This window comes from Brevibacillus sp. Leaf182, from assembly GCF_001423865.2.
GTDB classification, from domain to species: domain Bacteria; phylum Bacillota; class Bacilli; order Brevibacillales; family Brevibacillaceae; genus Brevibacillus; species Brevibacillus brevis_C.
This window is the reverse complement of sequence record NZ_LMPN02000015.1, coordinates 220606-247362: the sequence shown is the minus strand read 5'-3', so window position 1 is coordinate 247362 and position 26757 is coordinate 220606. Positions and strand designations below refer to the sequence as shown.

The window sequence follows — 26757 nt, the reverse complement described above, 5'->3', positions numbered from 1 at the left end:
CTTTGTAGGGAGACAGACTCTTTTTTTATCTAAAGCGGATGGGCCGATTTTCGCCCAATCGTTTTCCTATAGATCTCGACCAGTTCCTCCATGATCGTTTCTTTCGTCGCATGTAGAGGGGGGCTCGGATGGTAGTAATCGATTCCCTTGGGGCAGGGCTTGCCAAAGGTCGGTACTCCTGCTGCTGCGATCCGTTGTTTCCACAGTTTTTTGAGCGAAGAAAACTGCTGCCAGGAATGGTGATGGGAAAGCCCCCAACCGAGCAGGAGCCACGGATGCTTTTGCAGTTCCTGTGTAGATACGAGCTGAGCCTCGAGCGTCGTTTCTTTCTCATCAATGAGTTGCTCAAAATGAGATATAGCACTCACGGCAGCAGCATTTTGTACGGAAAACAGGTTGTAAATATGAAATCTGCCTGCCAATGCCCGTGTTCCGTAGATCGCCTCCACGAGCCGGATCAATTGTCGCATGGTGGGATCGAGTGTGGTTTGACCCATGATGCTATGACCAGATGCAGGTCTTTCACGAAAAAGCTTGGCACTACCAGGGTTCAGCAAGAGACAGCTCCCAAGAGAACGATGACCCTCTGAATTTGGTCCCCATTGAAGATAGGTAGAAGTTCGGTAGACGACACCTCGATGCTCTCTGAATGCAGCAAAGGCATTCGGCTGGTTCATGACGATCCCCTCCTGGTCAAGCTATCTATGACTCATTTATATGAGAGGAGGGGATTTGGTAGAACGGATATGGACTACTCTAGCTAGCTACTCTTGCTAACTTCTTTGGTACCAATCATCCGGAACAAAATGATATACAGATACGCACTGACTAGGGTTAAGCCCAGGATGACACCGAATACGCCAACAGGAGCGAGCCATTGGGATAGTCCGATCGTCAGGGGAGCGATGAAGCGACCAATCGAGAACTGGAGCGAAGAAGCTCCCATGTATTGACCGCGTGCGTCCTCCGGCGAGTATTTACTGATGAAGCTCTGGGCGACTGGTGTGCGCATCAGCTCGCCGAATGTCAAAATCGCCATACAGCCGAACAGGAGCCAAATATTCGTCGTAAAGGCCATCAAGAACAGGCCGAGACCGAATAAGATGGAGGAGATGACGAGGCTGTTACGATCGCTCCAGTTTTCAAACCAGCGTGTGACTGGCAGTGTAAACAGAACCACCAAAAAACCATTTAAGGCCATGAGCCAGCCGAATGCGCTGGTTCCTCCCACAGAATATGTCCAATTGCCCCACGAGAATAATGGTTGCTGTATAACATGCTCTTTGACATACAACGCCATGTAAATATCCAACTGCATGAATCCAATGGCGATCAAAACCCCGGCTCCAATGTACAGGGCAAATGCTTTATCTCGGAAAATAATGGCGTAACTTTTGAATTGCTGAATCAGGGAAAAACGTTCCTTCGCCTTCTCCTGACGGACGTGTTCAGGCAGCGTTTCTTTGATCAGGAAAAAGACGGTAATCGCAAAAAGTAACTCAACAATGGTACAGAACATCAACAGTTGTGGGCGATAATGAACAAAAAAGACAGAACCCAATACGGGACCTGCGACCACCCCGATGTTCATCGCTGTGTAAAAGGTAGCAAAGACAATTCTTCGATCGTCTTCTGTTGTCAAATCAGCCACCATGGCGGAACTGGCTGGCCAGTAGAGAGCCCCAGCGATCCCGATCCCGATGAAGGCAAGATAGTCGATCCAAGGAGACGGAGAGAACGCAAACAGCGCGAACATCACCGTCGATGTACAGAGTGAGAGCAGCATGGTGAACCTGCGCCCTACCCGGTCAGCCAAATATCCGCCAAACAGGTTGGACAGCATCCCGAGCAGCGGCGGCACCATTAACAGAAGTCCCGCTACATCCTTCCCGAACGTATCGCTAAAATAAATCGCCATAAACGGAAAGTACATCCAAAAAAAGGTGTGCGTAATCAATTCACCAAAGAGACGTACTTTCAAATTAAGATCCCACGAACGCCAAATCATGACACGAATTCCTCCATTCATTTCAGCAGGTGCCTTGACCTCGATTCTCTTCTTGGAAAAATTCCACGTAAAAAAGCGCAAACGGGGTAGAGACATTGCTCTTCCGCTTGCGCTTTATCAAACGATACAAGGGTGGCGGGAAATCACCAGTTCAACGGAGTACAAAAGAGAGACGGTTACCTACCTATGGTTTTAGGTACAGTAAACCGACTGTTCATCCGAGAACATGGCCCACAATTCATATCGGGAAAAAGACGGAAGCGGTTCAGGCATCCTGCAGCTTCTAGCTTTTGATAGGGTTGTAAGAGGCAGTGCCCCTTAAGAGAGGCCCCACCTAAGCGAAGATAACTACAGAAAACACCATGAACTCAGCACTCCCGTCTTTCAAATTTTTTACATAGGTAAACTCTTGTTGATTAGAATACTCGAAAGAGTCGAATTTATGCAAGATAATTTTTTCGTTTTTTTCGAATAGTACCAAGAACATATAGAATTGAAAAAGGTGCTTCCATTCGGTAAAATATTTTTTAACATAACCAAATCATGTTAGGAATGTGGGGGATATCGTATGCGGGATGCACGCATCGTCAAGCTGGCTACAAATTTGCTAAGCCATTCTGTACGCCTGAAGGAAAAAGAAAGCTTGCTAATTGAAGTTCGTGGCGAGGGTCACGATTTGGCGAAGGAATTGGTTAGGCAGGCATACGACTTGAGAGCCTATCCGTTCGTACGGATTATTGACCCGTCTATCCAACGTGAGCTGATGCTCGGTGCAAGTGCAGAGCGTGCGACTCATTTGGCGAAATGGGAAGAGCCAATGTACAAAGATTTGGATACATATATTGTCATCAATGGTCCGTCTAACGACAGTGAGATGGCCGATGTTCCGGTAGAGCGTCGTCGTGCACACCAAAGTGTGATGCAAGAATTGAATGACTACCTAACCAACAATGTACGCTGGACACTACTCAACTACCCGACCACGGCTTTGGCGCAAAATGCCAACATGTCTACCGTGGCTTTTGAAGACTTTTATTTTGACGTATGTTCTGTTGACTATAAAAAGATGCACGAAGCCTTCTTGCCTTTGCAGCAATTAATGGACCGCACCGACAAAGTGCGTCTGGTTGGACCGGGAACGGATCTTCAATTCTCGATCAAGGGCATTCCGAGTGTCATTTGCTCTGGCCTGCGCAATATTCCAGATGGTGAGATTTTTACAGCACCTGTGCGTGACTCCGTGAATGGAACCATTACGTACAATGCAGCAACAAGCTACATGGGCACGAAATTCGAAAATGTGTGTCTAAAGTTTGTAGACGGTAAAATCGTCGAGGCGACTTCTAACAACACAGAGAGACTCAACCAAATTTTCGATACAGACGAAGGAGCGCGTTACATCGGGGAATTCGCAATCGGTGTGCATCCGCACATCCTGCATCCAATGAATGATATCTTGTTCGATGAGAAAATTGCCGGCAGCTTCCACTTCACACCAGGCCGTGCATACGACAACGCAGATAACGGCAACCGCAGCCAAATCCACTGGGATATGGTAAACATCCAGCGTCCGGAGTACGGCGGCGGAGAAATCTGGTTTGATGATGTGCTGATTCGCAAAGACGGTTTGTTCGTTTTGTCAGAGCTGCAAGGACTCAATCCGGAAAACTTAAAAGGGTAAAGCGAAAGGACAGGGCCATCATGCTTAGCATGGTGGCTTGTTTTTTTACGTAGCTGTCGTGAGGAAGAAGCGCATTTCCAGTCTACGCTTCGGCCTACGCCCCGCAAGGGGGATTGACTGTTCGCTCCGGAATAAATAGCGGGAGCGCTTCAAACGTAGAAGTTTCGAGGAAGGATTTCATAAGTGAAGCTGAAATTCCCCGCTATTTATTCCTCCGCTGGGTTGGGCTCCAGAGGCGCTTGGACTGGAAATGCGCTTCTTCCTACGGGTCTGTTGGTTAACTTTTCTCTCCCCCCTGAGTAACAACCAAAACGCTCTAAAAGTACGAAGTAAACCCAAGCTGTACGAAAGCACTGTCACATGTCTGGAAGGAGACCGCCCGAACGAAGAGAGGATACAGGCGACTGGAAGACATGTGGCAGGGCTTTCCCCGACCACCACAGTTGGAGGACAACCGTCTTTGGAGCAGGACAGACGAGCATCTCTGGCATCCTTTTGCTACAATAAGAAAAAAGCATGGAACAGAGGGATTAGACGTGAGCCGCAAAGATTGGATCGAATACATCGTCAGTGAACAAGACACGGGAATGAACGTGGAACAAATCGTCCGACAAAAGCTCAACGTGTCAGGTCGTATGATGCAGCGGCTGACGAGAAGCAAGGGGATTTTGCTCAATCGCAAGCAGCCCTTCCTGCAAAGACAAGTAAAAGCAGGAGATACAATCGCTGTTCGTGTTATCGAGAGACAAGAGCAAGCGCCTAGGCAGCCCCAGCATGATTCGAAGCCCGCGGGACCGATCACACCAATACCCTCCATCGACGTTTTGTACGAAGACGATCATCTCTTGATTGCCAACAAACCGGCAGGCATGATGGTGCACCCGATTAAACAGGAGACCGACACATTGGTACATGCACTTGCTGCCTTACTGACGGCACGGGGTGAGCAGACGAGCGTGCATCCTGTGCATCGGCTGGATAAAGATACATCGGGAGCTATTCTCGTAGCCAAAAGCAGCTATGGTCATCAATTGGCTGACAGGCTGCTGCGCGAAGGGGGCATTCATCGCGAGTATCTTGCGGTTGCCAGTGGTGTGCTGTCAGAGGGAGCTGGAACGATTGATGCGCCAATCGGCCGAGATGCGCGTCATCCGACGAAGCGCCGTGTCGTGGAGAGTGGCGATCCTGCCATCACGCATTACGAGGTACAACAGACCTCTGAGGGAATGACGCTCGCCCGCGTCTGGCTGGAAACGGGTCGTACCCATCAGATTCGCGTTCACTTTGCCCATATTGGACACCCGCTTGCTGGCGATACGATGTACGGGGGAGCGAGAGGCTTATTACGCCGACAGGCTCTGCATGCTTCGAAGTTGTCCTTTTTGCATCCGCTTCTCGAAAAAGAGATTGTAGTCGAGGCACCGATACCATCTGATATGAAACGCTTGATGCAAGCGGAGTTTTCATAAGAACGGGCAACAAGCTGAAACCACCTTTAATAGGTGGTTTTCAGCTTGTGTATTTGGTAAGGGAGATTGTGTCCGGCTAACGTCCAGTTTCCCTAGTTCATCAAGCCATTTTCCGGCGTAACGGCGAAATCATAGAAGCTTCCTTTTTTGTTGATCGATGCCGTAACAGTCGGTTTCCCCTTTTTGGTAAACGTATATACGTTATATTTGGACGAAACATTGTATCCAGTCAGATCGAGGTTGAAAACCTTTTTCATCATCGGGTTGGCAGCAGCAATCGCCGTTTCTTTTGTAAAGAATGGTTTGGCAAATACCTTGGGAATATCTTCGTCCGCGGTATAGTTCCCATCTTTGAACTCACTGATCATGGTCGCTGCCACTACTTTCCCTGTTTTCGCCCCTATGACGATTCTGTATTTTCGTTGGGTATCCATGAAAATCCATACTTGATCCAGGCGTTTTTCCGATTCTTTCACCAGTGTTACGTCAGGGAGCAGCGCCGATGCTTTACCGCTGGAAAGAGACTTTAGCGCCTTTTGCGCTGTATCGACCACTTTGGGGTTCATTTGCCCGTTTGTATAATGCAATGTCGCAGTGTTAACCTTCCTGGTGGCAGCGTCAATGCTGACCGATACATTTTGCCCTTTGAACAGCCAAATGTTTTCTTTTCCCCAGTTGATCCGTTCTACCCAATCAATCGTAAAGGCATGCTGATTATCCATTCCTTTCAACGTGCTCGTAGCTGTATTTTGCAAATCAGCAGCCACTTCGCTCCATTTTAATTTCACGGATATGGATACAACCTTTCCCTCCTGCTTGGTAACGAGCACCTCACCTCTGTTGTTTTTGGCCGCAATCACCCAGCAATCTGCCGTTTCTCCGATAATCTCGTCCAGTTCAATCGGCACGCCGCCAGCCTGATTTTGCATCGCCTGTTTCGCCGCTTCTACGACATTTTTGTTTAACTGAGCAAGGGTTTTCATTTTTGGTTCTTCTGCTGGTGCCTGACTAGCTGCATATGCTGGCGCTTGTGTGTTTGTAAATGGAGATGCAACGGATAACAGCAAGGCAATCATACTTGTCACCGCAAGTGTTTGTTTTTTCATATGTCATGCTTCCTTTCTGCATTCAAATCACTTATTTGATCCAGCTAAGGGGATTTTGTGACAGCCATCCAGGTGTCAAACAGTCTGTAGTTGAATAACGTAACAGTGTTATGTTACATTGTTTTTGGAGGTGCTTCACTTGGACACAAATCATATCTCGAAGAAGGACCTGTTGGAGCTTACTGGCATTTCGTACGGACAATTGTACCGATGGAAACGAAAGAATTTGATTCCGGAGGAGTGGTTCATTCGCCGAGCGACTTTTACAGGGCAAGAAACCTTTTTCCCACGTGAACAGATTTTGGCTCGAATCGACAAGATTCTGAACATGAAAGACGACCTGTCGCTGGATGAATTGGCGGACATGTTTTCACCAAGTATGAGTGGAACATCATTGACCGCAGATGAATTATTGGCACGAAACATTGTTTCGACTACTTCTTTAGAAGTGTTTAACGTTTTTCTCGGGAGCTTACGAACCTTTACCTTCCAGCAGGCCCTATACGCCTATGTCTTGGAAAAGCTTTTGGCGGCTGGAGACTTAAGTGTAGAAGAAGGCGGCGGATTGCTGCAGGTACTGGCTAGCCACTATCCCAAATTCGAAGGGAAGCCTTGTGAGCTGATCTTTATGCGTAAGATGGGGATTTCTACGTTCGTGTTGGTGCCTGGCTCGACCGAACTGTATTTTGATAGCGGTGTAAAGGTAGTGAAGCGGCTTGATCTAGCCAATTGCATCGAGGAATTAAAAGGAAAATATTTGTAGGGGGAGACCATATCATGCAGAACGAGAACAATAACAAGCCAGATTTGATCTTTCATGGTGCAGTGAATGCTACGGGTGGCGTATACAACAAAGTAGATGTGCAAGGTTACGGCAAGATCAATGGCAACGTAGAGTGCGAGTCGCTTCATTGTGCCGGACATGTCAGTATCTCGGGAGATCTCACTGGATCTTCGGCAAGAGTAGAGGGCAACGCGTCAATTAAAGGCAAAGTAAATATGGATACGTTGTCCGTATATGGTCAGCTTGATGTTGCGGACGATTTGAATTTTACGAGTCTAAAAGTAGGTGGCAACGTCAAAGTACAGGGCAATATGGCAGGCGAGGACGTAAAGGTTCTCGGGTCATTGAAAACCGCAGGGGATTGCGAAGCGGAAGTGTTCCGGGCAAACGGTGCGTTTAGTATCGGGGGGCTTCTGAATGCAGGGCGAATCGAGGTACTTCTGCATGGTAGTTGTGAGGCAAAAGAAATGGGCGGAGAGCACATCGAGGTGCGTCGAACTGGGAATAGCACCTTGGGCAAGCTGTTGAAGCATTTTCTCAACAATACCTTGTCCGTAGAGACGATTGAAGGTGACGAAATCTATTTGGAAAACACAAAGGCCAGGGTCGTTCGCGGCAACAAGATCGAGATTGGCCCCGACTGCGAAATTGACTTGGTCGAATACAGCACAGAATGTAAGCAAGACCCGAGCTCACAAATTAAGACACTGACAAAGCGTTAAGCCCTGAAAAAATGAAAAAAGAACATCCCAAACTGCATGCAAGTATTTACATGCATGCAATCCCTTTATATAATGGGTTTGGAAAAATATGAAAATGCAAGTAATTGCTTGCTTGGCAAGGAGGTGCGTTATGGATCACCCAGATATAGAAACAAAGCTGGGGGGGAGAGGCGAAGAGGAACAGGAAACCCGTGAGCGAATTTTATCGGCCGCACGTCAGCTAATGGCACAAAAGGGATACAAGGGAGCGACTACACGCAAGATTTCTGAGCTTGCAGGGGTGAATGAGGTAACGGTATTTCGTCACTTCAAGAACAAGGTAGGCATCTTGACAGAGCTCCTGAAAGAAATCATGGATGTCCGAGAGCAGTTGGAGCAAGGGTTGCAAGGCGAGTTTTCTGATCTCAAGGAAATGCTGGTTAGCTACGCACGTACGTATTACGGCTTATTGGTCGAGCGCAAAGAAATTTTCATGATCTGCATGATTGAAGCGGATAACCACCCGGAGGTCGTGCAGATGTTCAGTAGCCTGCCGATGACCGCAGTCGAGGTATTGTCCAACAAGCTCCTGGTATTTCAGGAGCAAGGGCATTTGCCAAAGGCAGATTCGTTCACGGCAGCTCTTATGTTCGTCTCCACTTTCTTCTATGCCTTCATGGCGAAGTATCGGGTCAATCTCGATATCGAAATGGTAGAAGAAGAGCTTTTTGAAAATGCTTCTGAAATCTTGCTACAAGGCATCAGAGGACTCAAATAAAACAGCATAGCTACATAGGGGCGGAGGAAGTCATGAAGAGAAGATGGCTTGTATCTGTAATGATGATCGGACTTTTGGCTACGACGGCTTGCAGCGAGCAACAACCTGCTTCGGCACCCGAGAAGGAAGTGAAGCATGTCGTTGTTGCGCCAGTGAAGAAGGAGCAGGCTGTCACCGTCACAGAGTTGTCTGGTACGCTGGCTCCTTTGGAGGAAGCACTCGTTTCTTTTGAAGTAGGCGGTCGTATTGTGGAGATGAACCGAAAAGAAGGGGACACGGTTAAAGCGGGAGATGTGCTCGCCCGTGTAAACGCCACAGATTATTCGCTCCAGGTTGCTTCGTCCAGTGCTGCCGTGCAGCAGAGTGCGGCAAATCTTAGCAAGGTAAACAATGGCGCGAGAGAGCAAGAAGTGACGCAGGCGCGTTTGCTTGTGGAGAAGGCAACAGTAGGACTACAAAAAATGCAGGATGATTTCAACCGGATTGAAAAGCTCTACCAGCAAAACGCCATTTCCAAAAGCGAGTATGAAAGTGCACAAAATGGACTGACGATTGCGCAAAAGGATTTGCAAAACGCACAGCAGTCTTATTCACTGGTTACTCAAGGGGCTCGTGCGGAAGACAAACAGTTGACGCAGGCTGTATACAATCAGACGATTATCGCCAAAGAAGTAGCAGCCAATACGCTCGCCAAAACGCAGCTTCGGTCGCCGATTAACGGGACGATCATCGCCAAGCTCTCGTCTGCGGGCAATTTGGTCGGTTCAGGTACCCCCGTCTATCAAGTCGGCAACATCGACACTTTAAAAGTCGTACTGCCCGTTCCTGACCGTGAGATTTCTGCATGGAAAGTAGGCGAGACGGTATCCCTTGACCTGTATGGACAAAAACGGGATGGCAAAGTGACAAAAATATTTCCTGCCACGAACCAAAATACCGGAACGATTGGCGTAGAGGTCCAAATCGCCAACCAAGCTCGTGACTGGTTTGCTGGTCAGGTGGTGAAAGCGACCAAAACGGTAACGGGGCATGAAGGCGTTTACGTACCGGTGGAAGCAGTCATCAGCAGAGGAAAAGATGACGCGCATGTCTTCGTCAATGCAGGAGGGAAGGCTGTCAAAACAAGCGTAGCCATCGGGCAGATTGTAAGTGACAAGCTCGAGATCAAGAACGGATTAAAAGAAGGAGACCAACTGATCGTCAAAGGGGTGGACCGTTTGTTTGACGGCGACCCAATCGAGGCGGCAGGAGGTACACAACCGTGATCAAGTACATCGTACAAAAACGCAAAATCACGCTCCTGTTTTTCAGCATGATTGTACTTGTAGGCTCCCTCAGCTTTTTTCAACTGCCTAAGCAAGAGATGCCGGATATTATCGTGAACATGGCAACGATCACGACGGTTTACCCTGGAGCTTCGCCGGAAAAGGTCGAGCAGGCTGTTACGAAAAAGCTGGAAGAAAAAATTAATGAATTGCAGGGACTTAACTATATATCCTCCTCCTCTTCCCTGGGAGTCTCTTTTATCATGGTGGAAGCAAAGAGTGATGTAGATCCGAAGCAAAAATGGGATGAATTGCGAAAGAAGGTAAAGGACGCAGAGGCTGATCTGCCAGCCGATGCGAAACAACCAATCATCAATGATGATTTGAATCGTACGTTTGTCCAATCGTTTGCGGTTACCGCTGACACGCGTGAGGAATTGTACAGCATGCGTACCATGCTGAAATCGTGGAAAGAACAGTTGCGCACGATTCCGAACGTAGCGGATGTACTGGTGGAAGGTCTACCGGAGCAGGAAGTCCACATCGAGGTTGATACGCAAAAGCTGAGCCAGTACGGGATCACGTGGAGTCAGGTGATGATGGCTGTCAAAAAGGAAAATGAAAAAATCCCGCTTGGCGACCTGACCACAGAAAAACGGACCTACCAGCTCAAGCTGGCGGAAAATACAGATGTCGAAGAGCTGAACAAAGTCATTATCTCCCGTTCAAAAGAGGGCTTCCCGATCTATCTGAAGGACATCGGTTCGGTCAAAATGACGACGGAGACGGTGAAAACAACGTCGTATTTCAATGGGAAGCCTTCGATCACGATCAGCGTCAATGCAGAGACAGGAAGTGATGTGCCGTCCTTGCAGAAGCGCGTAGACGAGATGATGGTGACTCTGGATAAAACACTTCCGGCAGGGGCCGAGAGACACTCGATTTATAGTCAAAATGAACGCGTGGATGAGCTTTTTAGCGACCTGACCCGGGAAATGATGATTGCCATCGTCGCAGTTTTGGTGGTGTGTGCACTCGGATTGAACCTGATCACATCGTTGGTAGTAGCGATGGCGATTCCGATTTCCTTGGCAGTGGGGCTGATGTTCCTGCCATCCCTGGGTATTTCACTCAACATGATATCGATCGTTTCGTTGATCATTGTACTCGGGATCTTGGTCGATGACGCCGTGGTGGTCAATGACAATATCGAGCGGCGACTGTCTGTCCTTGGCGAAAAACCGATGGCTGCGGCGGTTAACGGCGCCAAGGAAGTATCGATATCGATCACGACCGCTACGCTGGCTACGATTGCATCGTTTGCGCCCTTGATGTTTTTGAGCGGCAACGTCGGGCAGTTCATTCGTCCGGTTCCTGTCATTATTTCGATGACGATGCTGGCGTCGATGATCATGTCGCTGACGATCATCCCGATCTTTCGCCAATGGTATGAGCAACGTAGAAAGGCTGGCGTAGAAGGGTATCGCAAGCCCGCTGGACTTTTGGGGAAACAATTGTTGCAGTTGACCAAATGGTATGCCAGCAAGTTCATGCCGAAAATTTTGAAGCGACCGCTTTTGGCAGGAATGATTGGCGTATTGATTGGAACGGCAGCATATGGATTGATACCGCTCACTCCGGTGGAATTGTTCCCGAACGATGATCGCCCGCAGTTTCTTATCGATATTCGTCTCCCCGTGGGCAACAGTCTGGAAGAAACAGACCGAGTGGTGCGCGGGACGGCAGGCTGGGTATTGAAGCAGCCTGGCATCGAGACAGTATCTGCGTACGCGGGAGGCAGTGCACCGAAAATGTTCGGTGGAGATACAGCTGCCGGAAGCGGCATTACCGTCGGACAGCTAGTGGTTCGTTATAATGAAAAAGAGACCCATCTCGAGAACATACTGGAACCGTGGACGGAGGAATTCAAAAAGCTGTATCCGGAAGCGAGTATCTTGACGAAGCAGTTGGAGGCAGGTCCACCGGTTGGAAAACCAGTCGTGATTCGTTTTTATGGAGAGAATATTGAGACGCTGCGCTCTCTTTCTGCACAAGCAAAAGAAAAGGTTGCCGGATTAGAGGGAACGTACAATGTGCAAGACGATTTCGGGGTAGAACGCTACACCTTGGAATTTGTCGTCAATAAAGAGCTGATGGAGCAAAAGCTCGTCAACTACACGGACTTGTCCACGACATTGCGTCTGGTGAGCGAAGGCATTACCGTCAGCGAGTTTGATACGGGCTCAGACCTGATAGATATGAAGCTGTTCTTGCAAAAAGGTGAGGAAGACCCTGCATTGCTGTTCCAGCGGCTCAGCATCGCCAATGCGCGTGGAGAGCTGATTCCGTTGTCACAGCTTGCGGAAGTAAAACCAACTTTTAGTACACAGACGATCCCGCATCGTGATTTGTCGCGGAGCGTGACAGTTACCAGTGATCTGAAAGCTAGAACGGCGACAGAAGTAATGGCAGAGATCAAGCCGATGCTCGATAGCATGTCCTTGCCTGAAGGATACCGTTATGAGATTGGCGGCGAGACTTCCGAGCAGACTGATATTTTTATCGACATGGGCAAACTTTCGATTCTTGTCGTTTTCCTGATCCTGATTTTAATCGCGATGCAATTCTATTCCTTGACTATTCCTGTACTGGTTACCAGTACGATTTACCTCGCTGTATCGGGGAGCTTGATCGGCTTGTTCGTGACACAGACGCCACTCGGCTTTATGACGATGATGGGGATTATTGCTTTGGCGGGCATCGTGGTGCGTAACGGGATCGTTTTGATCGAGTTCATCGAGGAGGCACGTCATACAGGCATGGAGCTGAAGCAGGCGGTTATTTCTGCGTGTGAGGCACGACTGCGGCCTATTCTTTTGACCTCGCTTACAGCGATTGCGGGTATGATGCCGTTAGCTATTTCGGGTGACGTTTTGTTCAAACCGCTTGCAGTCACCATTATTTCCGGCTTGGCATTCTCGACACTTTTGACCTTGATCGTCGTGCCGTCCTTCTATATGGTTTTGACGCAGCACAAGATCAAAAAGCTGGCGAAAAAAGCCGCAAAGCGCCCGGATTTGTATGGGCCTGAGGCAGACATGATGTAGGTTTGAGAGCGGCGACGACCTTTTAGGAGGTTCGTCGCTGTTACTTTTTTCTCTCTACCCTGTCGTATGATATGATAGAATCAAAATTCACTGTCAGTAATAGATAGAAAGCAGTACAGGAAGGGAGTGTCCAGGATGCAACAGCCCCAGCTTCTTCATGAAGAAAAGGTATTCAAAGACACTGTTCACCGCTACGTCCACGTGCGGGACAAATTCATTTGGGATTTGATCAACTCGGCAGAATTCCAACGTTTGCGCAGAGTCAAGCAACTGGGCACCAGCTTTTTTACGTTTCACGGTGGAGAGCATAGCCGCTTTAACCACTCGCTTGGCGTGTATGAACTGATGCGCAGAATTTTGGAGACGTTCGAAGGTCGTATTCAGTTGACGTACGAGGAAAAGCTGCTGTGTCTATGTGCGGCTTTGCTCCACGATGTGGGCCACGGTCCGTTTTCCCATTCGTTTGAAAAGGTGTTCAAGTATCACCACGAGGATTGGACGCGTGCCATTTTGCTTGGAGATACGCAAATCAACCGAATTCTTCGTCGGTTTGATGATAGCTTCCCGAAGAAATTGGCAGAAGTGATTAATAAGACATATGACAATAAACTGATCGTAAGCCTCATTTCCAGCCAGCTCGATGCTGATCGGATGGATTACTTGCTGCGTGATGCTTACTATACGGGCGTCAATTACGGCAATTTCGAGATTGAGAGAATCTTGCGTGTCATGCGGCCGCAGGAGGATGGCATTGTCTTTAAATTCAGCGGGATGCATGCTGTCGAAGACTACATCATGTCTCGCTATCAAATGTACTGGCAGGTCTATTTCCATCCCGTGACACGGAGTGCCGAAGTCATCTTGTGCAAAATTTTTCAACGGGCGAAACTCTTGTTCTCCCAAGGCTATCCGTTCATGCAGGAGCCTGTCATGCTGCTGCCTTTCTTGCAGGAAAAGGTAGAGCTCGCTGACTATTTGGCGCTTGATGAGTCCATTATTCTTTTCTATATGCAGCTCTGGCGCAGAGAGCAAGACCCTGTGTTGAAAGATTTATGCGCCCGTTTTTTGGACAGGAATCTCTTTAAATACGTCGAATATAATCCGAGGGATTTCCGCTTGCTGTCTGAGCTGAAAGAACTATTTCAATCTGCCGGAATTGATCCGATGTATTATTTGGAGGTAGACACGACCTCCGATCTTCCGTATGATTTTTACCGTGCCGGAGAAGAAGAGGAGCGCATTCCGATTATGCTCCAAATGCCTTCAGGCGAACTGGTCGAGCTGTCACAGAAGTCAGAAATTGTACAGGCCATTAGCGGAAAGCGGCGCTTTGATTACAAGCTGTACTTTCCATTGGATAAAGTCATGGCTTTGCCGGGGGATCTCTCCCGTAAGATTCGAGAACGTCTGGGAGTGATGGAGGATGCTTAATCGTCACGCCAAGATCATACGCCTGATTGAGATAGTCGGCGAAGTGAGCGGGCGAAAAAAATTGCAAAAGATGGTGTACATAGGAAAACATCTGGAGATGGATTTCGATGAGCGCTACGAGTTTCACATGTACGGACCATATTCGGAAGAGCTGACACTTAGAGTAGATGAGCTGTGCAACATGGGGCTTCTGGATGAGCAAATGGAGAGTAAAGGTGCCATTCATATGTATCGTTACTCTTTGAACGAAACCGGTCATGATTTTCTCAAGTTTCATGAGGTTGACTTTGGTAGTGGAGAGCGTGCGATTTTGCGTATGAACGAGGAGAATTCCCGTTTTCTCGAGCTGGTTTCTACGATTCTGTATTTCAACCACCTGCCTTATGAAGAAATGAAGGGCAAAATCTTTACGTTTAAAAGCAAGCAGCGCTACACCGAGGAAGAGATTCAAAAAGGGCAGGCATTTATTGAAGAACTGCGTGCGCTGATGAAGGAAGACGGCGGTACTGCATTGATGTAATAGGGAACATCATACGAGGACAAGCACGGCGTACGAACTTGCAAGAGTTGTGGTACGTCTTTTTTTTATACATGTCAGCCAGTCCAATGGGGCTGGCTTTTTTTGTCTCAACTCGGAGCCGCATAATACGGTCATCGTTCTTTGACAAGTGCATAGGTTATGAAACATTTTGATTAGCGAAAGGGAGATGGACGTGAGGAGAAGCAAGCAATGGTGGCTGTGGATCGCGCTCGGTGTTGTTATGCTTGCCGTCGGTATAAGTGCGTGGGGTACAGCCAGTGCCCATGAAGTAAGAGTGGTGTACGTTTATAGTGATAGCTGCGGATATTGCACGGAGTTCGGCCCGACATTCGAGAGAGTTGTGAAGGCGTATCCACCGGAAATGATTCAACGACTGGACATTCATAAGCAGCAAGAGCTGGATGAAGCGTCGCGACTCGGGGCAGAGGCAACTCCCACTGTTTTTGTCGTCGAAAAAGGTAAGGTAGTTGATAAGCTGGAAGGGGCAGTACCCGAGAATACGTTGCGAAGCTTTTTGCAAAGGAACCTCAATCAGACTCTTTCCGAAAATGGATAATATAGGTAAAATATCCGGTAAAGAGGGGGTCATTCCATGAACAAACGTGCAATGATGTCGTACCTACTAGCATCTGTACTCGCAATGGCAGGGCTTACTGGAGTTGCTGACAGTCCTACCGTACAAGCGAAAGCGTCAGCGTCAGCGAAGGATTACGCTTCACATACAGCAAAGGCAGCTATTGATTTCGGTGTACAGAAGAAATACTTATGGCTGGATAGCAAAGGGAACTTCTATCCGAATAGTCAAATCACGCAGGGACAGTTTATCGCGAGTTTAGTAGCCATTCGCGGATTGAAGGAGGTGGCACCCGTACCACAGCTCCCGGCAGGGCACTGGGCGAAGATGAGCTATGAGAAGGCGCAGAAGGCGGGGATTTTGGCGGGGGTGAAGATAGAGCCGAACAGACTATTGACGAAGGAAGAAACGGCAGCGCTGGTGTATGCTGCATGGAAGCCGATTCGGGGTGAAAAGAATCCGAATTTAACCAATACCGGGGCGCTTATTACGTGGGGATGGATGAAACCTGCACCTAGTGGTCAGCCAAAATTTCGTGAGGATTTGCCTGTGACGCGAGGCGAAGCGGCGGAGATTTTGCGATATTTGTGGAAGGATAAGTGGCAGCTTGAGCAAGGGGCTAAGTATGCGGATGAGTTTCATAAGAGCTTGAAGGTTGTAAATGGGAAGATTAGTGGGAAGGTGCCTAAGGGTGATAGTGATTTTATGATAGTAGTACAATTTTTTACAAAGCAAAATGGATTGGAAGGTTTCACAAACAATCAATCTTTTAACATTCCATTAAACAACACAAGTTCTTTTTCTTTTAATGTTATAAATAACAATGACTCAACTGATGCAGGTATCTACTTGTATACCAAACTACCTTCTTTAGAACCAATAAATAACACCCGAAAATTCTATAAAACGAAGGGTACGAAGTAAATGCATATCCACTTACTTAAGCATAGAATAAGTTGTTCTGTGCTTTCTCTTTTTCTATTATGTGGTTTACTTATTGTTTATCCAAATTCGACCTACGGTTCTCCCAATTATCACAACATTAAAGTTGCTACTGTTGATTCAAATAAAGAGCTTGCACCCAAAGGGAGTTTTTATCTTCTTTTAATCGAAGGAATAGATGGTCAACTCGGAGCAACAGTTTCTCAAATTGAAGTAGACAAAGTTTCTGATAACAATAGAGTATTGGGCTTTGCTGATGTAAACCGAAAGGCGGATCGAGGGTGGTACTTTGTTGACGAAAATGAATCGTCATACTGGATAAAACGGTTTGGTGGAAATCCAAACTACATTCTTGGGGGAGCGGCTAATGTTTATAGTAAGGAAGTTTCCAGTGACTCAGTACCAAATTTCGTACCCTACCAAGCCTACAACCTCGCAGAACTAGCCTCCGCCTCAGGCGGCGCGGGCTACACCAAAGGAGACAACCTCGTCCCAGACGGCAAAGGCGGATACATCTCAGTAGGCCACTTCCGCACAACCCCACAACCCAGCGGCAGCATAACCACCAACAAAACCAAATACAACCTCAACGAAACCGTTGAGATTCATGCAAATGCCACGGACTTTTCTTACTATGACCGCGGCATTTTTGTATGGTCATTAAATGTGATCAACAAGACAACAGGGCGTGGATACAAGAGCATCTTATCTAATCAAAAATTCAACGATCCCAGTACCACCGTTCCCACGGTAAACGAGACAAGCAGTCCCCCAGGCTACGAGTGGACCTATAAAAATACCGAATATAAGCCTACCGAGCCAGGGGTGTATGAAGTATCGCTAACGATCACTGACCTGCATCAAAGAAGTCGCCAAGGATCGAGCAGCATAAGTGTTTCCACACCTTACACAGCACAATTCACAGTAGGTGATGTAACCCCACCGGAAAAACCCGATCCCGAAAAGCCTGACTCAGGTCCAACATGTTCGATCGGATCGACAAAAACGAAACTGAACATTCAAGTCGTTGGCGACAAGGATATTAAAGACCACAATGCTGTTGCAAGCGGTGGCTCAGATATTGCTGTCGAAAAAAATGCCGAAATCACCCTCTATGCCAATAAAGCGGGGAAGTTCACCATGAATGGTTATGACATGAAGCCTGGGGCGAATGGCAACAGGAAAGTCGGGACAGGAAGCATCGGGAGCTTTGGAAGGGTAAAAGTCGTCTACATCAGTGATGATGGAACAGAATGCTGGGAGAAATATTTGAGAGTCAAGTCGCCAGACGGCGAAGACTCGTGCCCCATCGTTACACTGTCGGCATCTGCGGTGAGAAACGGTGAAACGATTGAGATTATGCCGTTTGACACGCTGACGTTCCGCGCCAAATACACAACCAAATACGGAGATAGCGAGGAAGCTTTGCTCAAGTGGGATGTAACACTTCCAAATGGAAAAATCTATACCTTACCAGTCGAGGAAAGTGACAATGGCAGATGGCGATCCTATCATTCCCCCACCTTAAAACTTCCGTACGGGAATATTCATGACCCGTATGATGTTCAGTTTGAGCAAGGAAAAACGTACAAACTGAAGCTAAACTTCGATGGGACACAGTGGAAGGATCGGCCTGACTGCAATTGGGAAATCACGATCGTAGTAAAAGATGCCTCCTGCACAATAGCGGACCAAAAAAAAGTTAAATTCCTGGTACATAGTGAGCCGCCGCTGCCATTTTCCCCGGAAGGCGAACTGATGAATGGGTCAGCCAGTTCAGGATATACACTGACAGACCCGGTGTATTTCAAATACTTTACTGATCTGGGAGACCACTACGATACCAATCTATCGTTTTCCTCGAAGGTATCTGGTACTTGGTATTTGAAGACTCCAGAAGGAAAAACAACGTTAACCGACAAGCTTGCAGCGGACGAGCAATTCAGGCTCATGTTGCCAGGTACTGTGGATGTTGGTGATGAAATTGTACTGCTGTTCGAGTCCGAGACTGGCTGCACGGGTGAAGTACGATTCACCATTGAATCTGACCAAAAATGCCGGGATATTTTGGTGTCTGTAGAAATTGATCTGAAAAACCAAAAGTGGAGCAAAGAAATTAAACGTGGAGAAACGATTGAAATAGCAGCAGATGAAATTCCAGACGGGTATCGTTTTCACATGTTTTTGTCCGAGGATAGTCGCTTTTCGATGAGGTGGTTCGATCCGGTCACAGGAAACTGGGAAAGAAAGCGAAATGGTAAAGAACTGGATGGATCAAACACCTCCACAAATGGACATTGGGTATATTTTCCGGAAGATGGGAACGATCTTCTTCTAGAAGGTCTGTACAAGGTGCAATTTTATTCACCCCAGAGTGATGGCTGTGACGGACATTATTTTGTGCAAATCGGAAAAGGCACTCCAAAGCCGGATGGAGAGAATTTGCTTATTGTGAAATCGAGCTTTCAAATTAATCCGAAGAGCCCTCAAGCCGCAGGAACCGATGCGACGATTACATTCAACGTGAAGAATGCCGGGAAATTAACGCATGATACGAAATTAGCTGTTCGTTGGGCTAGCTCGGAGAAGGAAACCAGCTTAGATGTGAAGGAATTCAAGCCGGGCGAGGTGCGTAAGATAACGGTTCCGACGAAGTATCCGCAAAAATCTGAGGATTTCATTGCCCATATCAACCCTGCGAAATCCATGCCGAAAAATGAAACGATCTGGACGGACAATCGTGCGACTTGGCCAGTGAAAATCATTGGTGGGGAAGTTCCCGAGTCGCCTGGGGGTGGAGACGATTTTGATGGCGGTGAAATTGGCTTAGAGATTTATGACAGTGATGGTCGACAGCTACAAAAACTGCCGCTACATGCAGATGGCGTGTGGGAACGTGAACCAGCTACGATTCGCGTGGTCATTGATCAGTCGAAAATAAACGAAGGCTTCCAAAAAACAGAGCAGGAGATCAATCAGAAAATCACGGAATTTAAAGCGCAATTGGAAAGTTCAGTCAGCGGGGACGATATTAAAAACGTAACTGTCACTGCGAATCCCGGGTGGATTTCAGATGCCAAGAGCATGGCAGTCTATACGCCATCGCAGCTTGATCTGAAGCTGACAGGCCCCGGAGCGCCAATGCAATGGCAGGTAAGCAGTGCATCTACAGGGACAGAGGCCGTGTACACAGGAACCACGGTCCCCACACAGACGACTTGGCGCCAAGTACTCCAATCCCAAAAGTACAAAGCAGAAATCAACGGCTTTGTCATCGTGATGGATTATCAGGTCGATTTTGAACTGTCCTACGAGAGCTGCGCGACGAACGACGAAGATGAAGAGGTGTGTGAACCACAGAACATATCCAAAACAATGGCAGGGCGCTATACCATTACGGTTAAAGGGGGAGAGCGCTCCTTTGAAGTATTTGAGCCGAATGCAACAGGCTCGATTCGACATACAGCCGAATGGGAAGCGTATCATGCCAGAGATCGGTATCCAAACAGCCAGCCAAACGATTACTACGCGGGGGAGCGCATCTTGACGCAAGTGGAGCTGCAGGATCGACACCGCCATCCTGTGAGCAACCAGTTTCCTGTCGTGACATCTGCGCGGGCGTGGATTTCAGAAACTGGCTTGCGCCAAACGCCGTTACAGTCGTTGCTAGCCTTGCAACAAGCATCCCCCAAGCACTGGAGAGGCCCCTCTTATTCCGCTTCCAAGCTAGGAACTCGTGAAGTGGGAGTAGATACGCCTTTGATGGGGGATAAACAGCATGGCTTTCAAAAGGATGCGAGCTACGCAGTCTATTACTCCGTTTCCTTTCGTTTTGACGTGAACAAGGGCTTCCCCTATCAAAATAAAGCTTCCGGCCAAGGGCACGAGCTGAAAGATTATCAACTACCCTTCCGTATCATTGCAAATGCATGGGAACGACAAGGAATCCGCAACCATACGACTCAGTAAAAATATTTGCACCCCCTCTCTGTCTTTTTCTACTGTAAAGCTAGAAAAAGGATGAGGGGGATTTTTGTGGGAATAATCACGCGGCGGTTGCTATGTGTACTTCTCCTATTCGCTTTATGCTTGGGAAATACAGTGGAACAGGGCTGGGCAAAAGAACGGGAGATATTCGTAGAGGAGGCATGGGCATGGATCGACGAGGGAGAGGTGCGTTTTCAGGCACAATTATCGGGTACTCCGGATAAAGTCGAGCTGTCTGTCAATCAGGACAGCGACAGCAAGACCCGTTCTTTTCACGAGGAGTATCAGATTTCCCTCGCTGTAATGCCTATGGATGATAGTCCTATCCAGATAACGATGTTCATCGATGATTCAGAAGAGGCCTTACGTAGCTGGGAGCTATCGTTGCCTGAACACATAGAGCCGACTGTAGAAAAAATAAAAATCAAAAAGGCGCCCTGGAATGAAATGGCTGCCGATCAGGAAGAACTGCTAGAGTTGATCGAACGAGAGATCGAAGACCAAAACGAAGCTCCATCAGAAGAGGCAGAGCAAGAACAGGAGCAGGATGCCGTCGATGAAGAGCTTTCGCGGCTGGCAGAGGAGTTTTATGGTCATTTTTCAGGTGAGAATAAGCCAGGAGAAGCGGAACTGCGCAATAGAGAAGCTCGCTTTGAGGTAGAACCGAATGACACCTTGGGCAGCAAATCGGACTGGCTATTTGACGGAAAGGACAGCCATGGAAAGATTAGCAGTAAAGATGATGTGGATTTTTGGAAAATCAGAGGAACAACAAATGGTCAGATGAATATATCCCTCACAGATATTCGGGCAAACGAAGATTACGATTTGTATGTGTACGATGAGGAGGAGCAGGAGCTCGCTCGTTCAGAGCAGCATGGAAATGAGCCTGAGCTAATCGAGGGACTGGCACTGGAAAAGGACAAATGGTACTACATCAAGGTCGTTGGAAAGCAGGGTTCGTATTCGAAAGATTACTACTACCGCCTTCGAGCTGATTTTTTCACGGATCAAGGAGGAGGCAAGGCAGATGAATACGAGCCGAATGACACAATGGAAGCGGCCTACGAGCTGGATGCGTATAACCGAAATATCGTAGGAAATCTTCATTCAAAGACGGATGTGGATTTTTACAGCTTATCCTTTACGCTCTCCTCCACTGTGGAGGTCTCTCTCAAGGATATCCCTACTGGAATGGATATGGATGTATTTCTGCTCGACGAGGCTGGAAAAGTAGTCGCCAGATCCGAGAAAGCGAAGAACTCGGATGAACATATTATTTTCAATGCCTATCCTGGAACCTATAAAGTCAAGGTCATGGCCAGCAAACGCTCGGGATTTACCGCTAACTCGTACAGTCTTTATATAGGAGACAGAACGATCCCAGTTATCTTAATCCCGGGAGTAGGTGGATCGCGACTCGAGGTGGAGCAGAATGGAAAGAGATCAGAAATATGGTTGGGACTTGGCGATAGTCTCATTGGTATTAATGATCCCAAACACCGCAGGCTACTCTCCCTGGAGCCAATCAAGCCAAATAGTGTAGATGTACAGCCAGTCGTCCGTGATGTGACGATCCACCCGGAAAAAGACGATTTTTACGCCATCGAGTATCTTTCCTATACACCGTTTTTAAAAGAACTTACCGAACAGTATTACAGTATGGTAAAGGAACTGGAGAAGGCGGGATACAAAAAGCACCGTACCTTGTTTGCACTGCCGTACGATTGGCGGTACAGCAGCACCAAAAATGCCAAACTTCTAAAAGAAGAAATCGACGCTGCACTGAAGGCAAGTGGGGCAAATCAGGTGCATTTGGTGGCACATAGCATGGGTGGGCTCTTGGTAAAAGAAACACTTCTATCCAATGTGTCCTACCAGCGTAAAGTGAATCGTGTCGTGTATATGGGCACACCCTTCCTTGGTTCTCCACGGGCATATCAGGCTCTTAAACACGGATACAATTTTTCGATCCCTTGGCTGGATGAGGAAACAGGGAAAGTGATTTCCTCTTATGCACCTGCCGTCTACGAGCTGCTACCCTCCAGAAAATATTTTGAAACGGTTGGCTTCCTGAAAAAGAGTAATATTCAGTACTACACCTACGACGAATTTTTAAAGGACAAAAATATTCGCCTCGACTATGCGCCGCTTGTCAGGCATGGCGGCAAGATGCATGAAAAGTGGGATAACAAAACGTTCAATGTTCCACAGTATTCCATCGTAGGTACAGGTCAAGTAACACTGCTCGGCTACTTTTATGATTCTTTTTATGACGAATGGTCCCCGATTCTCGATCCTGGCGTAGGGGACGGTACCGTTCCGTATATGAGTGCCAATTACGCCCAAAAGGATATGAAAAAACGATACTACGTGAAAGGCGAACACGCCAAGCTGCCGACCATACCAGAAGTCATCGACCAAGTAACGCGATTGCTACAGGGAGATGAGGAATTACAATCAGGATTACGCAATGCCCCGGACCAAAATGCTGACTACCTGTATTACATCATTGCCCAAGATGACAAAAGCTTTCCTGAAGTAACGATTAACAAATCCGGACAGACCTTTACACTCGACGCCAATAAAAAAGAAGTACGGGAAGACCTGTCTATTGAATATCATGATCGCATCGTTGTCATCCATGTTCGAGATGGTGAAGACCTGGAATTCCAGCCTCCTGTAGCTGTAGAGGGAGAAGCGTCAGCGCGCTTTCTGATCAAACGTTTCTCGTCAGATGATTCGGAGCGGTACAAAGAAACAGGTAGACATTACGTGCTCGATGAGCGTGGACTGGCAGAGGTAGAAGAATCTACGGATCCCAATGTTCAGTAGTCATCAAAAACAAAGGGTGTAAGACAATGGATGATAATTGGATTGTCTGGTTCATACTCGGTCCATTCGTATTTTCATTGATGTTTGCGGGACCTTTGATCGGTTTGCTCATCGCCGCTTTCATTCGCTTCACGCTAGGCTTTCGCGGCTGGTTAATCTTTCTAAGTGTTCTTTTTATTAGCTTTGTGTACTACTTGTTTATTGTTCCCTCTGACACGATGCTAGGTGAACTGTTTGTCATGAAGGTTGCCATGGCGGTCCATACAGCCATCGTAACGATCCTGATCATGTGGGGCATCGAAAAAATCATCCAGCTCGTAAACAAAAAACAAAACACCCAAAAGCCCACAGATAAATAACTGGGCACATAGGCAAATTGCGTCACAGCACGTTTTTCGAGTAGAATAAAAGGAAGGAGAATGATTGTCTGGAGGTTATTCAAATGGATATTTTTGATAATAAAAAAGGCGGTTTTACCATCATGGGTGGAAAAACCGATGTACACGGTGGTTTTGGTCAGGGTGTACTCGACCTGAATGCTGTGTCCTCGGTCATTATCGATGGGGACGAAGCGTACATTGACATGGGTGCCTTGCATGCCAAAAGTTCTGTAGAAAAGGGCATCAAATGGACGACGAATAAAGAAGAAGTACCAAATGGAAAGCCTTATTGGCTCGTTTGGGTAACCGTCGATCGCAATGAAGCTGGTCCTTATTATGCAGGAGCAACCGCTTGCTATATGGAAATCGATAGGGAAGCTCGCCGGGGCTTCAAAATTTTGGCAGACCACGTAAATCGCATGGATTACTCCATGAAGAGACGTATTATGCTGTCCGATCTATCCGAGAAAGAAAAAGCCGCTCTGAAAAAGCTTTTGATTGATAATAACGCGGATATGTATGAGAATTCCACTGAGGAATTAAAGCAAAATTTGTCCTAAAGTTGGAAATCGTGAACGGTCTGTGAACAAATCGTGAAATCAATTGTTCACACAATTGAAGTCAGGTAAACTTATTTCCATATCTGTGTACATGTACACTAGGTCAACAAACAGGGAGAGAGCCGTCACTCTTTCCCTGTTTGTGTATATATTTTCTTTTGTTGATCATAGTTTTTGGGATATCGCGGAACACTAATGAGGATTGAACCAAACTGTTTGACGGAAGGGGCGGTACCCATTGGGAGAAGATCTCCGTGGTAATGAACAATCGCATGATCATTTTGTGAAGCACGGTGGCGTCCATTTCCGCACACACGTGACTCCGACCGAGATAAACAACTTTGTACGCAAGCTTCCAGCTGGAAAAAGGGACAGCTTGTTTGAAGTATTGGAACAGCTTGATCATGCAGGTCTGATTACGATCGTCAACGACCATGTTTTTGCCGATGGAGATGGAGTCGTGGGCGGCGGGGACAATCAGAGCACGCAAGGTTAATAGGCATACCAAAAAGGACGTACTCGATGAAGAGGAACGTCCTTTTTTTCTTTATTGATTTGGTTTCCACCAACTGCCCATGCGCTGCCAGAAGGTCGAAGAATCTGGCGGTTTTAAAGGTGTCGGTGTCTCATTTTTCGGGATGTGATCCGTGCAGTAATCTTGAGGCTCTGTTCCGTTGGCGAAATAAAAGAGCTGTGGATTCGGACAATGCTCGGTCGCCAGTTTTCCAGAAGCGGGATCGATATAGACAGAAACAACACCAGCAGGCATGTCAAAAAGTGCAGGGGGCTGACCTTTGAGCGCACTTTCCATGAACTGGGCCCAGATTTTTTTGGACAGATAGCCTTCCTTTACATCATCTACCTTTTGGTTTTTGTCGTAACCTACCCATACGGTCGAAACCAATTGCGGAGTGAACCCGCTCAGCCAAGCATCATAATCCGTAGATCCTGTTTTCCCCGCTACAGGTCGGTTCATTTCACCAGCAACGCGATATCCCGTACCCCCTTGTTCAAATACACTTTGCATCATATTCACTAAGAGAGCAGATGCGACAGGATCGGCTACCTGTGTTTTTTCTGGTTTTTCTTCAACCAAAATGTTACCCTCGCTATCCTCGATGGATGTAATGGCAATGGGCTTCACTGCTTGTCCCTTGTTGACGATTGCTGCATAAGCTGCGTTTAACTCCAAGGGAGAGACAGGTGAAGTTCCCAGTGCCAGAGAGGGAACTGCTTGCATCGAGCTAGTGATACCTAATTGCTTAGCCTGTTCAACTACTTTTTGCGGACTGAGAAAATCGATGGTCTTGACAGCATAAATGTTGTCGGAAGTTTTGATTGCTTCCCGCATGTTGATCAGTGCGTTTGCATATTTTCCACCGAAATTGCCGGGGATGTACTGCTTATTGTTATCGTAGGTAAAAACGGTTGGTTCGCTTTTCATCAAAGTGAGTGGTGTATAGCCGTTTTGCAAGGCTGACAAATACATGATCGGCTTGAAAGAAGAACCGGGCTGACGCTTGCCAAGCACGCGATTGAACTGACTCACCTTGTAGTCACGTCCACCTACCATCGCTTTGATATAGCCGGTAGCAGGGTCCATGGCGACAAGGGCTACCTGCAAATTCGGATTATTCTTCGGTAAGACAGAGGCGACAATATCCTCGGCCTTTTTTTGTACGACTGGATCAAGGGTCGTATGGATTTTTAGACCGCCATGAATAAATTTTTCTTCGTCAATGCCATATTTGTTTTTAACCAAATTAGCGATGTAATCACGGAAATAAGGAGCTGGCTCAGTGACATTCTCGTTTGTTCGCTGTTTTAGCTTGATTGGTTCTGCGTAGGCTTGCTCTACTTCCTTCGATGTCAGTAGATTGTCGCGCTCCATGGCATTCAAAATGAGCTTTTGTCTGGCTTTGGCTCGCTCCAAATCGACAAACGGTGAATAATAAGTAGGACCCTTAGGGATGCCTGCCAGCATGGCGCTCTCTGCAATCGTCAAATCTTTGGCGTCCTTGCCAAAATAGGTTTGGGCAGCAGCTTGTACGCCATAAGCTGAATGACCATAATAAATCTGATTCACGTACATTTCTAATATTTCATCCTTGCTGTAATTCAGTTCAAGCTGAATCGAAAGCAAGGCTTCTTTGATTTTTCGTTCCCATGTCTTGTCCAAGCTGAGGTACAGATTTCTTGCCAATTGTTGGGTGATGGTACTGGCACCTTGACGCTTGTCCATGTTAATGACATCGACATAAGCGGCCATGGCCAACCGTTTCCAATCAAAGCCAAAATGCTCGCGGAACGAACGGTCCTCGATAGCGATGGTCGCATCAAGCAATGCGGGTGAAATCTCTGCAAGTGGCACAGAAATCCGGTTCTCGCCACGGTGCATCGTATCCAAAACCTCTCCATTGGAAGCGTAAATTGTCGTGGTTTGCTTCACAAACGTTTCCGGGAGTGGTTGTGAGCGTAAGTACAAAATGAGCAGCAAGATGGCAAAAGAGAAACATAATAGGCTGAGAATGGTAAATTTTACGAATTTCTTAGCCCAACGCAAATAGCGCAGCAATGGGGCTTCGCGAATGACTTCCATGTGTGCCTT

20 protein-coding genes are annotated in these 26757 nt (G+C 47.3%); 16 read left to right on the top strand and 4 right to left on the bottom strand.

Translation table 11 applies throughout. The annotated features are described in order from the left end of the window. Positions 1–29: 29 nt before the first annotated feature. A complete protein-coding gene (locus ASG16_RS04055; protein WP_056486777.1) occupies positions 30–677 on the bottom strand; it encodes a hypothetical protein in 648 nt (215 codons plus the stop codon). An 83-nt stretch (positions 678–760) separates the two neighbouring features. Next, a complete protein-coding gene (locus ASG16_RS04050; protein WP_056487203.1) occupies positions 761–2008 on the bottom strand; it encodes an MDR family MFS transporter in 1248 nt (415 codons plus the stop codon). A gap of 568 nt (positions 2009–2576) precedes the next feature. Between ASG16_RS04050 and ASG16_RS04045 the strand changes: the two genes are divergently transcribed. Next, positions 2577–3689: an aminopeptidase gene (locus ASG16_RS04045; RefSeq protein ID WP_056486780.1), complete on the top strand. Its 1113-nt coding sequence runs from the start codon at positions 2577–2579 to the stop codon at positions 3687–3689. Positions 3690–4225: 536 nt separating this feature from the next. After that, positions 4226–5158, top strand: a complete 933-nt coding sequence (locus tag ASG16_RS04035; protein WP_056487204.1) for an RluA family pseudouridine synthase — start codon at positions 4226–4228, stop codon at positions 5156–5158. A 92-nt stretch (positions 5159–5250) separates the two neighbouring features. Here ASG16_RS04035 and ASG16_RS04030 read toward each other — a convergent pair whose 3' ends face one another. Further along, a complete protein-coding gene (locus tag ASG16_RS04030) occupies positions 5251–6264 on the bottom strand; it encodes a hypothetical protein (RefSeq protein ID WP_056486783.1) in 1014 nt (337 codons plus the stop codon). A 139-nt stretch (positions 6265–6403) separates the two neighbouring features. On the opposite strand from ASG16_RS04030, the gene ASG16_RS04025 reads away from it, so the two are divergent. The 14 genes from ASG16_RS04025 (at position 6404) to ASG16_RS03960 (ending at position 24645) form a co-directional block, all read left to right on the top strand. Further along, positions 6404–7027 carry a YhbD family protein gene (locus ASG16_RS04025; RefSeq protein WP_048035145.1) on the top strand — a complete coding sequence of 208 codons (624 nt, stop codon included), beginning with the start codon at positions 6404–6406 and terminating at the stop codon, positions 7025–7027. Positions 7028–7041: 14 nt separating this feature from the next. Then, on the top strand, positions 7042–7770 hold the full coding sequence (locus ASG16_RS04020) for a polymer-forming cytoskeletal protein (RefSeq protein ID WP_056486786.1): 729 nt from the start codon (positions 7042–7044) through the stop codon (positions 7768–7770). 130 nt (positions 7771–7900) lie between these two features. Then, positions 7901–8527, top strand: a complete 627-nt coding sequence (locus ASG16_RS04015) for a TetR/AcrR family transcriptional regulator (RefSeq protein WP_056486790.1) — start codon at positions 7901–7903, stop codon at positions 8525–8527. Between the two features lie 32 nt (positions 8528–8559). Further along, positions 8560–9792, top strand: coding sequence for an efflux RND transporter periplasmic adaptor subunit (locus tag ASG16_RS04010; RefSeq protein ID WP_056486792.1), 1233 nt, complete (start codon positions 8560–8562; stop codon positions 9790–9792). After that, positions 9789–12899 (top strand): efflux RND transporter permease subunit, encoded by a 3111-nt coding sequence (locus ASG16_RS04005; protein WP_056486795.1) that lies wholly within the window; start codon positions 9789–9791, stop codon positions 12897–12899. The genes ASG16_RS04010 and ASG16_RS04005 overlap by 4 nt, the downstream gene beginning before the upstream one ends. 135 nt (positions 12900–13034) lie before the next feature. Further along, on the top strand, positions 13035–14330 hold the full coding sequence (locus ASG16_RS04000) for an HD domain-containing protein (protein WP_056486798.1): 1296 nt from the start codon (positions 13035–13037) through the stop codon (positions 14328–14330). Beyond that, the gene (locus ASG16_RS03995; RefSeq protein ID WP_056486801.1) at positions 14323–14850 is read left to right on the top strand and encodes a YwgA family protein; all 528 of its coding nucleotides are present in this window, start codon (positions 14323–14325) and stop codon (positions 14848–14850) included. Before ASG16_RS04000 ends, ASG16_RS03995 begins: the two co-directional genes overlap by 8 nt. A 187-nt stretch (positions 14851–15037) precedes the next feature. After that, a complete protein-coding gene (locus ASG16_RS03990) occupies positions 15038–15427 on the top strand; it encodes a thioredoxin family protein (RefSeq protein ID WP_056487207.1) in 390 nt (129 codons plus the stop codon). 36 nt (positions 15428–15463) lie between these two features. Beyond that, positions 15464–16369 (top strand): S-layer homology domain-containing protein, encoded by a 906-nt coding sequence (locus ASG16_RS03985; protein ID WP_056486804.1) that lies wholly within the window; start codon positions 15464–15466, stop codon positions 16367–16369. Positions 16370–16630: 261 nt separating this feature from the next. After that, complete coding sequence (locus ASG16_RS03980; protein WP_241970684.1) at positions 16631–20356, top strand: ABC transporter permease; 3726 nt, start codon at positions 16631–16633, stop codon at positions 20354–20356. Positions 20357–20422: 66 nt separating this feature from the next. Continuing rightward, positions 20423–23209, top strand: coding sequence for a lipase/acyltransferase domain-containing protein (locus ASG16_RS03975; RefSeq protein WP_082517163.1), 2787 nt, complete (start codon positions 20423–20425; stop codon positions 23207–23209). 26 nt (positions 23210–23235) lie between these two features. After that, entirely contained in the window at positions 23236–23568 is a 333-nt protein-coding gene (locus tag ASG16_RS03970) for a hypothetical protein (RefSeq protein ID WP_056486813.1), read from the top strand. Positions 23569–23651: 83 nt separating this feature from the next. Next, positions 23652–24149 (top strand): YwhD family protein, encoded by a 498-nt coding sequence (locus ASG16_RS03965; protein ID WP_056486816.1) that lies wholly within the window; start codon positions 23652–23654, stop codon positions 24147–24149. A 238-nt stretch (positions 24150–24387) separates the two neighbouring features. Beyond that, complete coding sequence (locus tag ASG16_RS03960; RefSeq protein ID WP_048035133.1) at positions 24388–24645, top strand: hypothetical protein; 258 nt, start codon at positions 24388–24390, stop codon at positions 24643–24645. 51 nt (positions 24646–24696) lie between these two features. On the opposite strand, the gene ASG16_RS03955 is transcribed toward ASG16_RS03960, so the two are convergent. Continuing rightward, the gene (locus ASG16_RS03955; protein WP_056486819.1) at positions 24697–26748 is read right to left on the bottom strand and encodes a transglycosylase domain-containing protein; all 2052 of its coding nucleotides are present in this window, start codon (positions 26746–26748) and stop codon (positions 24697–24699) included. Positions 26749–26757 lie beyond the last annotated feature (9 nt).

Excerpts from the sequence above, each read along its gene's own strand:
- ASG16_RS04055 (WP_056486777.1), bottom strand. The coding sequence starts at position 677 with ATGAACCAGCCGAATGCCTTTGCTGCATTCAGAGAGCATCGAGGTGTC.
- ASG16_RS04050 (WP_056487203.1), bottom strand. The coding sequence starts at position 2,008 with ATGATTTGGCGTTCGTGGGATCTTAATTTGAAAGTACGTCTCTTTGGT.
- ASG16_RS04045 (WP_056486780.1), top strand. The coding sequence starts at position 2,577 with ATGCGGGATGCACGCATCGTCAAGCTGGCTACAAATTTGCTAAGCCAT.
- ASG16_RS04030 (WP_056486783.1), bottom strand. The coding sequence starts at position 6,264 with ATGAAAAAACAAACACTTGCGGTGACAAGTATGATTGCCTTGCTGTTA.
- ASG16_RS04020 (WP_056486786.1), top strand. The coding sequence starts at position 7,042 with ATGCAGAACGAGAACAATAACAAGCCAGATTTGATCTTTCATGGTGCA.
- ASG16_RS04015 (WP_056486790.1), top strand. The coding sequence starts at position 7,901 with ATGGATCACCCAGATATAGAAACAAAGCTGGGGGGGAGAGGCGAAGAG.
- ASG16_RS04010 (WP_056486792.1), top strand. The coding sequence starts at position 8,560 with ATGAAGAGAAGATGGCTTGTATCTGTAATGATGATCGGACTTTTGGCT.
- ASG16_RS04000 (WP_056486798.1), top strand. The coding sequence starts at position 13,035 with ATGCAACAGCCCCAGCTTCTTCATGAAGAAAAGGTATTCAAAGACACT.
- ASG16_RS03995 (WP_056486801.1), top strand. The coding sequence starts at position 14,323 with ATGCTTAATCGTCACGCCAAGATCATACGCCTGATTGAGATAGTCGGC.
- ASG16_RS03990 (WP_056487207.1), top strand. The coding sequence starts at position 15,038 with ATGGACGTGAGGAGAAGCAAGCAATGGTGGCTGTGGATCGCGCTCGGT.
- ASG16_RS03985 (WP_056486804.1), top strand. The coding sequence starts at position 15,464 with ATGAACAAACGTGCAATGATGTCGTACCTACTAGCATCTGTACTCGCA.
- ASG16_RS03970 (WP_056486813.1), top strand. The coding sequence starts at position 23,236 with ATGGATGATAATTGGATTGTCTGGTTCATACTCGGTCCATTCGTATTT.
- ASG16_RS03965 (WP_056486816.1), top strand. The coding sequence starts at position 23,652 with ATGGATATTTTTGATAATAAAAAAGGCGGTTTTACCATCATGGGTGGA.
- ASG16_RS03955 (WP_056486819.1), bottom strand. The coding sequence starts at position 26,748 with ATGGAAGTCATTCGCGAAGCCCCATTGCTGCGCTATTTGCGTTGGGCT.